We start from the raw sequence: 12,984 nt of genomic DNA on the forward strand, positions 1-12,984 counted from the left end.
TCACCAGTCACCAGTCACCAGTCACCAGTCACCAGTCACCAGTCACCAGTCACCAGTCACCAGTCACCAGTCACCAGTCACCTTCTTCTACAAATTGCAAAAACTGAAGTATAACCGTGGAGGAAAGTTCTACCACTCACAGGACCAATTTCACCACTACAGAAACAACCACCCATAGGGATGTCATGGAAATAACTACTAAATAACTGGGAATCAAAATTGGGTTTTCCGTAAAGTCCTGTACCACGTCCCACACAACTAAACATTAACGCCCCTAAAGCAGAGGATGAATTGCTATTTTCAGCTTGATATTCTTGCAAGAGAAATTCTAATTCTTCAGCAGAGGCTTGAGCATCCCGCAAATGAAATTGTAACCTTTGACCAGGACGGACACGATCGCCAATAGCGATCGCCCCTGCGGCTGGATCTACTCCTAGTAAGTTGCGAATGAGAAAATCACCTTGCTTTAAAGAAAGCTTAAATTCATTCATTGCCAACCCCACAAACAAAGAATGCTGCGCCAGCATTTTTTCCTCATCACTGAGGCGATCAATTAAATTCCGCAACACCGTCAAAGGAACTTGTTCATCCAACTCCAAAATAATATTGCGTTCAGCTTTAGTCACCTGTAATGGTTCACCAATAGGACGGCATCCTTGAGCGACAACACTTTTCAGCACAATATCACCACTCAAAGCCACACCCACAGTACCCTGACGATATAAGCGATCATTGCAAAATAAGCCGATGCGATCGCTGCCAAAACCTCCGCCGACCTGTCCCCCCACAACCACCGAACCAGGGTAAGCAAAATCCAAGCCCTGCAACAAATCATTAGTTCCTGAAGAAAAAGCACTAGACAACAAAATAAACTGGGGTACAGATGATGGTGGCACACCCACTAAATCAATCCAAGCATTTGGTGAGCTATCCAAATCAGGTAACTGATCGCCCAAAATATGAAAAGGGCGAACATCGACACCAGGAAGATGCGCCAACGTCAAACTAATCGCCGCTTCCCCTTCTATTTCCTGAATTTGGTTTTCTGAGTTCGTCCCCACCACACCCGCAGCACCACAACCAATCAGCACTGGTACAGACAGCTTTTCTGCCAGCAATGGTAGAAGTCGGGAATACTCACTCGCAAAAGCAGACGAAATGAATACCAGCCCCAGATCCGCAGGTGCTGTTAAAGATGAAACAGCTTGTTCTACCACATCTGAAACAGCTGCTTCCAAAGAATGACGGGTTGATAGGGCATTTGCCCACTGTATTTGGTCTGCCATGATTGCTGGACTTGTTTTTGTGTTGAGGCTAGTAGTTTGTGTTATCCAGGGAGATATTGCATCTTATCAGAATTGACAAGCTGAATGGGGCGTTTACTCCTATATTCATTTAAATATTAAATATATTGTATGCTTCTTTTTCGGTAGTTATACCCTGCCAAATCTTAAAACATTAAGAGAAATCCGGGTATAGTTGTGGTAATTTGCTGTATTAGTAAGCGATAATCACCATCGCAGTCTAACTGAGCAACTAAGTGGTTAGAATAGTAAGCGAACATTAAAGCAAAAACCGCAATTTTGGATTTTCTCTACTTAGTATAAACAAAACCCAGCGAGATTAACGCAATGACAAACACTCAAGAAACAACCAACACCATTCAAGAAAAAATTCAAGCTGAAGTTGAACAAGCTCGTGTTGTCTGTGATATTTCCGGCAGCAACTCCGCAGAATGTGCTGCTGCTTGGGATGCAGTCGAAGAATTGCAAGCGGAAGCTGCTCACCAGCGTCAAACCAAACCTAAAAACTCTTTAGAGCAATACTGTGATGCTAATCCAGAAGCAGATGAGTGTCGGCTTTACGAGGACTAGAGATTTAGCTAATCACTCTTAACTAAGGCAGGAGGCAGGAGGCCGTTATTGTCATGGGGTTTATACCCCCCTCCAAAAACTTTTCTCCTTCAATAGCATTAGCGTAGCCGCACGAAGTCCGGTTTTAGACCCGATTGTTTTGATCATCTCTCAAATCACTGGTCATAAACCTGATCAGGAGACAAATCAAGTCAAAAGTCAAAAGTAAAAAGTCAAAATTACAAAACTTCTGTCTTTTGCCTTTTGCTTGTTGCCTCCTTTAGCGAAGGTAGGAGGCAGAATACTGATAGCTGACGGCTGAATGCTTACAAAAACAACCTTAATTCTACGGTATTAACTAATAAAAACTATGCCACAACTTTGGTTTCGCTCCTATGTCTGGATGGATTATAGATTAGCATTATTATTTAGCTTAATTATTCCCCTGATTCTTCTGATTTGGGCATTTGTACAAAAAGCAGATGGTATACAACGCTTGCTAATAATTTACTGGCGGGTTGCCAGTTTATTGGCCATCACAGTTTACTTAATGATTGGTGGGTTGGCAGTCAGTTTTATCACTGGTTTAATAGCTCGTATTCTCATTCCCATTTCTCTTTGGTTTTGGGTTGATATCAACGATGAAATTGAGTATCAACCGAAAAGTATTTTGAAATTAATTTTCACATCTTGGCGTTGGGCAATGACGATTTATTCCCTGTTAGGTGTAATTAGTTTTGCACCTTTCTTAAGTTGTGCTTTTTCAGAAAATGCCCTCAAATCTAATTACTGTAGAGTTTGGTTAGAAGCACCATTAATGTTTAAAGATTATTTCCATTATAATAGCAAACCAGCTTTTCTTGGTTTTTTGGGTATAATTGGCTTAGTAATTTATGTAGTTTATCTCAGCTATTTTGTATTAGTAAAACTAGGTAAACATGGCAGAAACTCCACACAGTAGTAACATATTAAATAAGGCAGAGGCAGGAAGCTTAGTTGAGGGGGATTTATACCCCGATACCAAAACTTTTCCCCTGAAAAGGCTAGGCTTTCAACCCGATTGTTTCGTATAAAAAAAATAAATAATGCAAATACTCAATTAACTTGTAAAATATCCTTTTGATGAATAATTCCATTGGTAAAAGACTAGAACAATACACCGTCAAACGACCTCAAGAAGTTCTATTAGTAACCATCAATATTGCTGATGAACAAGATAAAATTGCTGTTTTCAAGGGATTTTCTAGTTCTTTGATGCGCCCCACAGCTTTTGATCCAGATGTACCGATATTACCAGATGATGCCATAATTGTAGCTATTGACCGCATAGCCAGTCCTTATAATCCTGAATCTCCCCGTTATATTCAACAAGGTATTTCTTGGGAAGCTATGAAAGCTTTATTGTTAGAAGTAGGTGTTTAGTTTAGGTGACAGGTGACAGGTGACAGGTGACAGGTGACAGCAGGTGGGGAGATGGGGAGATGGAGAAGTCAGGGGGAACAGGGGAAGTAAATAACCTAATCAACTATCAACTATCAACTATCAACTATCAAATATCAACTGTCAACTATCAACTATCAACTGTCAACTGTCAACTATCAACTGTCAACTATCAACTATCAATTATCAACTATCAACTATCAATTATCAATTATCAATTATCAATTATCATGTCCCGTTCTGGTTACACTCTCCCCGTTTTTGCTGGTGCTGCTGCTATTGCGGCTTTACATTGGTTGCGTCATCGTCAACCATTAAATGTAATTAATATTGATTTAATTACACCTGCTGAAATAGCAGAAATACCAATTGAGCAAGTAGCGGGAATATCGGAAAATGCAGCTTTAGCTATTACTCGCAGTGATCCGGGTGATAATCTAGACTTGACAAAAAATACACCAATTTGGGCAACAGTAGAATGGTATCACGGAGAAGGTGAAAGTGTTGTTATTAAAGGTGGAGAAGGAGTTGGCAAGCAAATTAATGGTGAACAAAAAGCTGCAATTTATACTTATGCTCAAAAGTTGTTAACGGAAAACTTGCAGCGACTTTTAGCACCAGGGGAAAAAATCATCGTCACAATTATTTTACCAGAAGGGCGATCGCTGGCAGTGAGAACTTCTAACGCTGCTTTTGGAGTAGTTGAAGGACTATCTTTATTAGGAACAAGCGGTATTTCCCAACCTTTAAGCACACCAGATCAACTAACAGCTTTTCGCAGTGATTTACAAAACAAAGCTAGTGAGTTTCAAAGTTTAGTTTTTTGTATTGGCGAAAATGGCTTAGACTTAGCACAAAAACAGGGAATAAACCCGCAACAACTGGTAAAAACCGCCAACTGGTTAGGACCTTTATTAGTAGAAGCAAATCTTTTAGGAGTCCAAGAAATCTTATTATTTGGTTATCATGGAAAATTAATGAAACTAGCAGGGGGAATTTTTCACACCCATCACCACCTAGCAGATGGCCGACGGGAAATTTTAGCTGCCCATTGTGCTATCTTGGGTTTACCATCTGCCGAAGTAGAGGTAGTATTTCACAGTCCCACCGCAGAAGCAGCTTTAAAACATCTCCGAGACTTAGATAGCAAAACTGCTAGTAATTGGACTGATCAAGTTTATGGCAGCATTGCCGAAACCATTGATACTCGCTCTCAAGAATATATCAAAAGTCATCGTGACCAAGATATTAACACCACAGTATGCGGTTCTGTGCTTTTCGACCGCAACCGAGAAATTATCATCAAGAGTAAAACTGGTTGTGTCTTAATGGAAAAATTATGTTAACTTAATATGAATAATCATAAATAAAGCAAATAAATAATTTTTTGTATACCTACTCCAGAGTGATTTTTCGCGGTTAATAATAAGCCAAATTTATCGGCTCAATAGGTGCGGCCATAGTCGTATCTATATACAGTAATATATCAGTATAATGTAGTACACATTTTCATAATATTTACTTATGTGGGTTGGATATCCTTACCCAACCTTGTGTACCTCATCAACATGAAATTTGCTGTATTTAGGTTTCTCGACCATTATTAGCCTAAAAAGCTATTAGCCCAAAAAGCCGGAAATGGTAACTGACGTTTTTACTATCAAAGACACACTCTCACCATCATGAATACAGCGGTGACTCTACCAACCGAAGCAGCACCCCAAACTCAGGAAAATTTGGGGCAGTTAAATCGCCAAATGATTGTTATTCTAGACTTTGGTTCTCAATATTCAGAACTAATCGCTAGACGTATCCGCGAGACTCAAGTATATTCTGAAGTGCTATCCTATCGCACCACAGCAGAACATTTACAGAAACTCAACCCCAAAGGGATAATTTTATCTGGTGGTCCCAATTCAGTTTATAGCGAAAACGCGCCCCATTGTGATCCAGAAATTTGGAAATTAGGCATCCCCATCTTAGGTGTATGCTATGGGATGCAGTTGATGGTTAACCAACTGGGAGGAGAAGTCACCAAAGCGGATCGGGGTGAATATGGTAAAGCATCATTATATATAGATGATCCCACGGACTTGTTAACCAACGTCGAAGATGGTACAACCATGTGGATGAGTCATGGTGACTCAGTGACAAAAATGCCACCAGGGTTTGAATTATTAGCACATACAGAAAATACTCCCTGTGCGGCTATTGCTGACCATGATAAAAAATTTTATGGTGTACAGTTTCATCCTGAAGTAGTACATTCCCTGGGTGGTTTAGCATTAATTCGTAACTTTGTTTACCACATCTGCGACTGTGAACCTACTTGGACGACTGCGGCTTTTGTAGAAGAAGCAATTCGGGAAATTCGCGCTAGAGTGGGAGATAAACGGGTATTATTAGCACTTTCTGGCGGTGTAGATTCTTCTACTTTGGCATTTTTGCTACATAAAGCTATAGGTGATCAATTAACCTGTGTGTTTATTGATCAAGGCTTTATGCGGAAATTAGAACCAGAAAGGTTGTTAAAATTGTTTGAAGAACAGTTTCATATTCACGTAGAGTATGTCAATGCACGCGATCGCTTTATTTCTGCTATTGCAGGTATTACCGATCCAGAAGAAAAACGCCGTATTATCGGTCATGAATTTATTCGCGTTTTTGAGGAAACATCCAAAAAGCTTGGTCACTTTGACTATTTAGCACAGGGTACACTTTACCCAGACGTGATTGAATCTGCTGACACTAACGTTGACCCGAAAACCGGTGAACGAGTAGCAGTGAAAATTAAGAGTCATCACAACGTTGGTGGTTTACCCAAAGACTTGAGATTTAAACTTGTTGAACCTTTGCGGAAACTCTTTAAAGATGAAGTTCGTAAAGTAGGCCGTTCCATTGGTTTACCAGAAGAAATTGTTCAAAGACAACCTTTCCCCGGTCCTGGTTTAGCGATTCGGATTTTAGGCGAAGTGACAGCCGAAAGGTTAAATATTTTACGTGATGCTGATTTAATTGTCCGTCAAGAAATCAACCAAAGAGGCTTATATCACGACTATTGGCAAGCCTTCGCCGTATTATTACCTATTCGTAGTGTGGGCGTAATGGGTGATAAAAGAACCTATGCTTACCCCATAGTTTTACGGATAGTCACCAGTGAAGATGGAATGACAGCAGACTGGGCGCGTGTACCTTATGATGTGTTAGAGGCAATTTCTACCAGGATCGTTAATGAAGTGAAAGGTGTTAACCGTGTGGTGTTTGATATCACCTCCAAACCACCTGGAACTATAGAATGGGAATAGGTGACAGTTGACAGGTGACAGGGGAAGAAAATTTTAGATTTTAGATTTTAGATTTTAGATTGGAGTTAACAAAAACAATCCAAAATCCAAAATCCAAAATCCAAAATACATAACTCCTGCCTCCTGCTATAATATAAGAAACTTGGTAATATTAAATCTAGTGAAAATGAAATTATCAAGAATGTAAATTGAGGCTAGTATAAATATGACACAAGAATTAATAGACCTCAGAAATAGTATTTTAGAACAGCGTTATACAGATGCGTTAGCTATAGTAGACGAATTAGAGGGAATGAGTAGACAAGCAATTTTTAGGAATATCCAATCATTCCTAGTAAGATTAATAATTCATTTGATTAAAAATCAAATAGAAAAACGCTTAACTAATTCTTGGGCAAATTCAATTCGTGGTTCAGTTAGAGAAATAAAAAAAATAAATTTACAGGATAATAAAACCTCCTATTATGTGAAAATAGATGAATGGCAACCAATCTTAGAAGATGAATTTGAAGAAGCCATTAGAGATGCCAGTGAAGAAGTAATGAATGGTATTTACAGCCCCTTTCAACTGACAGAAATGGTAGATAAAGAACAAATAATTGAACAAGCAGAAAATTTATTAAGACTCACTTATAATTACTCAGTTAAAGAGTTGCCAGCAGTCATTGATAATTATTTAACTCAATTACCAGGTGGTGAAAATTGGAAATTAGGAAAAAAATAAAATTAACTCTCTTACCTTTGCGTTCTTTGCGGTTTAATCATATCAAGACCTGATAGAACTTGAAGAATATTTGATTAACTATTTCCTACCTCCTAAAAAATACTTTTTCAGCAACCCCTAATTATGTATGATTTCATGTATGATTCAATCTTATGAACGTTCCTGGGAATGTTTGGTATTTTTCTCATGTGAGATATAAAATGAAAGAATATGAAAATCATCCTTCACAAAAACCAGAATCATTAATAGAAAGAATGATGTTAGCAAGTAGTAATGAAGGAGATTTAATACTTGATCCCTTTGCGGGAACTTTTACAACTGCTGCTTTAGCTAAACGTTTAGGAAGAAAATCTATTAGTATTGAACTGCAAGAAGAATATTTAAAAATTGGTTTAAGACGAGTTTTAGCATGGACAGAATATCAAGGAGAAAAACTTTTATAAAACCAAAAAAATCAAATATACAGGAGTAGAATGACTAATAATCAATGGTTAATAGGTAAAGAATTTCGCTTTGAGGCAGCACATAAGTTACCTTACCATGACGGCAAATGCGCCCGGTTGCATGGACATAGTTGGCGTGGAGTCGTTTATATATCTGCTAATACCTTAGTGCAAGAAGGTGCTAAACAAGGAATGGTGATGGACTATTCAGATCTTAAAAAATATCTCCAACCCTTACTAGATAATTATTTAGATCATTATTATTTAAATGAATCTACGGGTTTGGAATCACCAACCAGTGAAGCAATTGCGGCTTGGATATATGAGAAATTAGAGGAAGCGGGATTACCAGGATTAACAGCAGTGAGAATTGATGAAACTTGTACATCTATCTGTTTGTATTCTAAAAATCGCAGATCAGGCTGGTTAAATTCTGGTGAAAGTTTGAATTTACTGCTTTCTCGTGAAAGTGATGATGACGGTGATGTTAATTTAACAACCATCATTTAACTAGAAATTGGCAATTTAATGGTGAAAGTAGCGCCCTTATCCACACCAGGACTAGAGGCTTCAATTGTACCTCCGTGTAATTCTACTAAATGACGAGCGATCGCTAAACCTAGTCCTAAACCGCCTTTTTTATGATTGCGTTCACCTATGGTGGAGGATAGCCCATCGCATTGATGATAGCGTTCAAATACGAAGGGTAAAAACTCTGGACTAATACCAATTCCTGTATCACTAACCGTAATTTGAGTATATTTGAGTTTTGTAACTTGATCGTCAACCAGTGACAGTTTCACTTTCACCCTTCCCCCGGAAGGAGTGAATTTAATAGCATTGGCAATTAAATTACCCAAAACTTGCAGTAAGCGGTGAGCATCTCCCCTAATAGGTGGAATTGACTCAGCAATTACTGATTCTAGGAAAATATTTTCAGCTTTTGCAGTTGGATAAGCAGTTTCTATAGCTGTATTCACAATAGACACTAGATTAACTTGACTGACTTCAAGCTGTAGCTTGCCCCGTAGGATGCGGGAAATATTCAGCAAGTCTTCCAAAAGTTTGGCTTGGGAGTGAGCATTTCGTTCAATAATTTCTAAGGCACGATTGATAGTATGTGTATCTAAAGGCCGAGTTCGCAGTAAGTTTGCCCAACCTAAAATTGCATTGAGTGGCGATCGCAAATCATGGGATACCATCGCCACAAAGTCATCTTTTGCTTGGTTCGCTTGTTCAGCTTCCAGACGGGCAGCTTTTTCCATTTCTAAAAGCCGGACCCTTTCTGCCTCCAACTGCTTGCTATCTTCAATATCTGTACTCGTCCCAAACCACTTGACAACCCTTCCCCACTCATCCTTAATGGGTACTGCTCTCACTAAATACCAGCGATAAACGCCATCATATCTTCTCAAACGCTTTTCAAATTCATAAGGTTTCCCTGTTTGTAAAGCTGTTAACCATGCTTCCATCGCAATGGGAATATCATCTGGATGCACTATTTTAGTCCAGCCATATCCTATCACTTGCTCAAGGGTTTGTCCTGTAAAATCTAGCCACCTTTGATTGACATGAACGCATTCACCCTGAGTATTCGCTATCCACACCAATTGAGGTATGGCATCAGATAAGTAACGGTATGATTGTTCACTTTGGCGCAATGCCTCTTCAGTTTGTTTGTGTTGCGTTAAATCCCACCTTCCGCACCCTAAACTGTCACACAACGAAAAATGGTCATTTGGGGATTTGAGATTGGCGATCGCTACCTAAACTTTAGACCATTTTGTATTAAAATTATCCTCAAAGGTCTTCAAAAATCCGAAATTACCGATTGTGACACTGGGGGGTGCGGAATGTGGGTTAAATCCAGAACAAAGCAGACATTATAGCCATTTTTTTCACCTTCTATCAAGGCAATTGCTAATAGCACTGGTATACGAGAACCATTTTTGTGAAAATACTGTTTTTCAAAGGGAGTGCAAATTCCCAAAGTTTGTAGTTCTTGAATTTTTTGTTGGTCTAGATTTTTGTATTCTGAAGGTGTCATCATATCCCAACGAATACTGCCATTTGCAAATTCTTCACGGGTGTAGCCCAATATTTTCAGAAAGGCATCATTAGCTTCATAAATTTGCCCACCGATGTCACCAAAATAGATACCAACTATATTAGATTCGACAATTCTGCGGAATTGGGCTTCACTTTGCCGCAACCGTTCCTCTGCTTGTTTTTTTTCAGTGACATCTCGCCAAGAAACCACACAGCCATCTTTCATTTTGGCAATACGAAAATCAAAATATCTAGCTAATTGCTTCTGGCTATGACTGTATATAAATTGTTGGGATTCTTTCATTACAGGATTGCCTGTTTCTATAACTCGGCAATATTCATTAAATATACCGCTAGTTCGATAAGCAGGGAGTATTTCACACAGTCTTTTATCTATTATTTCTTCTTTTGTGAGTCTGTGACATTCACAAGCTGCTGCATTTACATAATCAATGCGGAAATCAATTATTTCACCGTTTTGGTTGCGAATGGCCGAATAAATGCCAAAGCAATCGAGCATATTTTCTACAGAAGTACGAAAACGCTCCTCACTGCGTTGTAATTCCTGACTTAAATTAACGTTTTTAATAGCTGAATTGACGGTTGAACATAAGAGTTCTGCTGTTGTTTTACCTTTGACTAAATAATCTTGAACACCACTTTTTATAGCTTGCACAGCAACCGCTTCATTGCCATACCCTGTTAACATAATTACTGCTGGTATGTTGCCATGAGTTTGCTGTTTTAATTCCGTGATAAATTCTAATCCATTTAAGTCGGGTAACACAAAATCTAATAAAATTCCATCAGGTTGAAACTGCCGACATAAAGCTAATGCTTCCTGTCCCAATTCTTCTTCAAAAATTGTGTAGATATATTCCTGATCCTGCTGGAGATAACGACGATAAACTTGGCGATCTTCAGGGGAATCATCAACAATTAAAACAGTTCGTGGTTGCACCATAGTTATTAGTTAAAAGTCTCAGGAAGAATGACAATATCTAGCCAATAGGTTAAAAAAACTTGAATAGTTTTAATTAGTCTTTTGATATCTATAGGTTTCAAGATATAACTAGCAACCGAGTATTGGTAACATATATCAATATCCTTGGGATTAGAAGACGTGGTGAATATAACGACAGGAATTTTTTTTAAATTTTCATCCTGTTTAATTTGTTGTAAAACTTCTCTACCATCAGTTCCTGGTAAATTCAGATCCAGTAAAATAATTGCTGGATGGGGATAAGTTTGGATGTCACCATATATGCCATTATGATATAGGTAATCGAGGGCAGTAAATTACTAATGAGATGATTACTAATGATATTGTTCTGATTTATTTGATTCATAATTTATGATTATACTTACTGATAATTATGGAAAATCAATGTATAAATTATCTACACACACAGGACGTAATAAAATACATTGGTAGAGAATTTAGAAATTTATTTTTTTACACAATTTTTTACAATCTTTGTTTATGGAAAATCTATTGAACCATATTAATATTATACCGAATCAAGGCAAAAATTTTGTGTTTTTGGAGCAGGGTTTAAATCTCCGTACAATAAGCCTCCTGCCTTCTGCCTCCTGCCCCCTGCCTTCGTTAAGTTGCTCCATTTTCAAAGGTAATACTTTCAGATTTGTATGCTGGTGGCTCAACATGAATTAAAATTCTCACTGGACTAAAGCGTTGTTGTAGTTGACTTTCTACTTCTTCGGTAATATTATGAGCAGTTTCTACATCTGGTGCATCTACTATTAAGTGCATTTCTATAAAAACTTGACGACCCAAAACACCACGAGAAGCGATATCATGGCAATTAATTACTCCAGGAACAGAAATTGCGATCGCATGAATAGCTTCAGGTGCGATCGCTATCTGATCCACCAACCAAGGTAAATTCTCTTTTAAAACTGACCATCCACTCCAAAATACTAACAAAGCTACGGGAAAAGCTAACACCACATCTAACCATTGAAAATTTAACCACCAAATTCCTATTAACCCCCCCAACACAGAAATAGTCACCCACACATCACTCATGGTATGTGTAGCATCAGCAATTAAAATTGAACTACCTACCCGCCTACCAACATTACGTTCATAGAACGCCACAAATATATTTACTCCTAATACAATTAGCAATAACCACAACTCAGAACCCGATATTTTCACAGTTGAACCACCTTTAATAATTCTCTCAATAGCTCCTTGGAGAATTTCAAAACAAGCTATACCTAAAAACGCCGCTATTCCTAAAGCTCCCACAGCTTCAAATTTATGATGTCCGTAGGGATGCTCTCGATCTGGACGGGGGGAAGAAAATTTACTAGCAACTAATCCTAAAACATTATTGGCGCTATCTGTCACACTATGCAATGCGTCAGCCAACAAACTCAGAGAACCTGTTGAGTACCCCACAAATGCTTTGAGTCCCATTACGAATAAATTGAGGAGCAGAGTAATAATTAAAACTTTTTTAACTTCCGCACGGTTATCGTAAGTCATAGCACATTGATCATATCACGATCTATAATTTCTATTTTAAGACCTAAAGCAAAAATAAACACAAATAAAATGTATCAAAGTCTTACGCAGTAACGAATATTCTTCTCCATAAACTCTCAATTTTTCGCCCAATTATTGAGATTAATTTTAAATAAAGTCAGCTAAAATCCCATACCCATAGAAAAATTGTCAATTGTCAATTTTCAATTGATAATATATGTAATTACTAAGAAGTTTTAATCAAAAAGCCCTATGTCTTCTACCCCTTTAACATTAAATCTAGGAGATGGTTCTATATCTTTCAGTTTCTCACCCGCAGCAGCAAGAGAACTAAAAGCAGCAATAGATCAATTAATGCTCAGTCTCAAAGCTGTTGCAGCTAAACCTACACCTGGTAGTAAAGTTACTCCCCAACCTCCTTTAGAGTATCGCTACACAGGAGAGGTATTTTTAGAAGTTTTTTGTAATCCCAATATCTGGCCTACTCCCTTTGCAGCAAAAGTGCTGTTAACAGTTCGTAATGTTGGTATTCGCTTAACCACAGAAGCTGAACTCACTCGCATGATTGAGGATATTAACCAGTATTTAGAACAGGTGGGATAGGTGACTGGGGACTGGGGACTGGGGACTGGGGACTGGGGACTGGTGACTAGGG

General features: G+C 38.3%; 13 protein-coding genes and 1 pseudogene. 9 read left to right on the forward strand and 5 right to left on the reverse strand.

Translation table 11 applies throughout. The annotated features are described in order from the left end of the window. Positions 1 to 77: 77 nt before the first annotated feature. The gene (locus tag H6F47_RS24365; RefSeq protein ID WP_190651387.1) at positions 78 to 1,286 is read right to left on the reverse strand and encodes an FIST N-terminal domain-containing protein; all 1,209 of its coding nucleotides are present in this window, start codon (positions 1,284 to 1,286) and stop codon (positions 78 to 80) included. Between the two features lie 345 nt (positions 1,287 to 1,631). Here H6F47_RS24365 and H6F47_RS24370 point away from each other — a divergent pair, with 345 nt between their 5' ends. From H6F47_RS24370 to queD, 8 genes are all read left to right on the forward strand, one after another. Beyond that, entirely contained in the window at positions 1,632 to 1,874 is a 243-nt protein-coding gene (locus H6F47_RS24370; RefSeq protein WP_190348614.1) for a Calvin cycle protein CP12, read from the forward strand. 349 nt (positions 1,875 to 2,223) lie between these two features. Further along, the gene (locus H6F47_RS24375; protein WP_190651388.1) at positions 2,224 to 2,814 is read left to right on the forward strand and encodes a DUF3177 family protein; all 591 of its coding nucleotides are present in this window, start codon (positions 2,224 to 2,226) and stop codon (positions 2,812 to 2,814) included. A gap of 161 nt (positions 2,815 to 2,975) precedes the next feature. After that, complete coding sequence (locus H6F47_RS24380; RefSeq protein ID WP_190348612.1) at positions 2,976 to 3,275, forward strand: hypothetical protein; 300 nt, start codon at positions 2,976 to 2,978, stop codon at positions 3,273 to 3,275. Positions 3,276 to 3,523: 248 nt separating this feature from the next. After that, positions 3,524 to 4,639 carry a cobalt-precorrin-5B (C(1))-methyltransferase CbiD gene (cbiD, locus tag H6F47_RS24385; protein ID WP_190651392.1) on the forward strand — a complete coding sequence of 372 codons (1,116 nt, stop codon included), beginning with the start codon at positions 3,524 to 3,526 and terminating at the stop codon, positions 4,637 to 4,639. 336 nt (positions 4,640 to 4,975) lie between these two features. Further along, on the forward strand, positions 4,976 to 6,598 hold the full coding sequence (gene guaA, locus H6F47_RS24390; RefSeq protein WP_187038858.1) for a glutamine-hydrolyzing GMP synthase: 1,623 nt from the start codon (positions 4,976 to 4,978) through the stop codon (positions 6,596 to 6,598). Between the two features lie 205 nt (positions 6,599 to 6,803). After that, entirely contained in the window at positions 6,804 to 7,322 is a 519-nt protein-coding gene (locus H6F47_RS24395) for a DUF29 family protein (RefSeq protein ID WP_096568293.1), read from the forward strand. Between the two features lie 152 nt (positions 7,323 to 7,474). After that, positions 7,475 to 7,765, forward strand: coding sequence for a DNA methyltransferase (locus H6F47_RS24400; protein WP_242027486.1), 291 nt, complete (start codon positions 7,475 to 7,477; stop codon positions 7,763 to 7,765). A 30-nt stretch (positions 7,766 to 7,795) separates the two neighbouring features. After that, positions 7,796 to 8,275 (forward strand): 6-carboxytetrahydropterin synthase QueD, encoded by a 480-nt coding sequence (gene queD, locus H6F47_RS24405; protein WP_137669059.1) that lies wholly within the window; start codon positions 7,796 to 7,798, stop codon positions 8,273 to 8,275. Here the strand turns inward: queD and H6F47_RS24410 are convergent. The 4 genes and pseudogenes from H6F47_RS24410 to H6F47_RS24425 form a co-directional block, all read right to left on the reverse strand. Then, complete coding sequence (locus H6F47_RS24410; RefSeq protein ID WP_347239107.1) at positions 8,272 to 9,426, reverse strand: PAS domain-containing sensor histidine kinase; 1,155 nt, start codon at positions 9,424 to 9,426, stop codon at positions 8,272 to 8,274. The genes queD and H6F47_RS24410 overlap by 4 nt on opposite strands. 149 nt (positions 9,427 to 9,575) lie before the next feature. Beyond that, entirely contained in the window at positions 9,576 to 10,778 is a 1,203-nt protein-coding gene (locus H6F47_RS24415; protein WP_190651390.1) for a PAS domain S-box protein, read from the reverse strand. 5 nt (positions 10,779 to 10,783) lie between these two features. Beyond that, positions 10,784 to 11,107 (reverse strand): annotated as a pseudogene (locus H6F47_RS24420) (response regulator); the annotation flags it as partial. A gap of 316 nt (positions 11,108 to 11,423) precedes the next feature. Beyond that, positions 11,424 to 12,329 carry a cation diffusion facilitator family transporter gene (locus tag H6F47_RS24425; protein ID WP_096568305.1) on the reverse strand — a complete coding sequence of 302 codons (906 nt, stop codon included), beginning with the start codon at positions 12,327 to 12,329 and terminating at the stop codon, positions 11,424 to 11,426. A gap of 252 nt (positions 12,330 to 12,581) precedes the next feature. On the opposite strand from H6F47_RS24425, the gene H6F47_RS24430 reads away from it, so the two are divergent. Next, positions 12,582 to 12,932 (forward strand): hypothetical protein, encoded by a 351-nt coding sequence (locus H6F47_RS24430; protein ID WP_096568307.1) that lies wholly within the window; start codon positions 12,582 to 12,584, stop codon positions 12,930 to 12,932. Positions 12,933 to 12,984: the final 52 nt, after the last annotated feature.

This window comes from Sphaerospermopsis sp. FACHB-1094 (genome assembly GCF_014696195.1).
GTDB lineage: Bacteria > Cyanobacteriota > Cyanobacteriia > Cyanobacteriales > Nostocaceae > Sphaerospermopsis > Sphaerospermopsis kisseleviana.

Coding starts and splice junctions, on each gene's coding strand:
- H6F47_RS24395 (WP_096568293.1), top strand. CDS start 6,804: ATGACACAAGAATTAATAGACCTCAGAAATAGTATTTTAGAACAGCGT.
- H6F47_RS24415 (WP_190651390.1), bottom strand. CDS start 10,778: ATGGTGCAACCACGAACTGTTTTAATTGTTGATGATTCCCCTGAAGAT.
- guaA (WP_187038858.1), top strand. CDS start 4,976: ATGAATACAGCGGTGACTCTACCAACCGAAGCAGCACCCCAAACTCAG.
- cbiD (WP_190651392.1), top strand. CDS start 3,524: ATGTCCCGTTCTGGTTACACTCTCCCCGTTTTTGCTGGTGCTGCTGCT.
- H6F47_RS24425 (WP_096568305.1), bottom strand. CDS start 12,329: ATGACTTACGATAACCGTGCGGAAGTTAAAAAAGTTTTAATTATTACT.
- H6F47_RS24365 (WP_190651387.1), bottom strand. CDS start 1,286: ATGGCAGACCAAATACAGTGGGCAAATGCCCTATCAACCCGTCATTCT.
- H6F47_RS24400 (WP_242027486.1), top strand. CDS start 7,475: ATGAACGTTCCTGGGAATGTTTGGTATTTTTCTCATGTGAGATATAAA.
- queD (WP_137669059.1), top strand. CDS start 7,796: ATGACTAATAATCAATGGTTAATAGGTAAAGAATTTCGCTTTGAGGCA.
- H6F47_RS24375 (WP_190651388.1), top strand. CDS start 2,224: ATGCCACAACTTTGGTTTCGCTCCTATGTCTGGATGGATTATAGATTA.
- H6F47_RS24370 (WP_190348614.1), top strand. CDS start 1,632: ATGACAAACACTCAAGAAACAACCAACACCATTCAAGAAAAAATTCAA.
- H6F47_RS24380 (WP_190348612.1), top strand. CDS start 2,976: ATGAATAATTCCATTGGTAAAAGACTAGAACAATACACCGTCAAACGA.
- H6F47_RS24430 (WP_096568307.1), top strand. CDS start 12,582: ATGTCTTCTACCCCTTTAACATTAAATCTAGGAGATGGTTCTATATCT.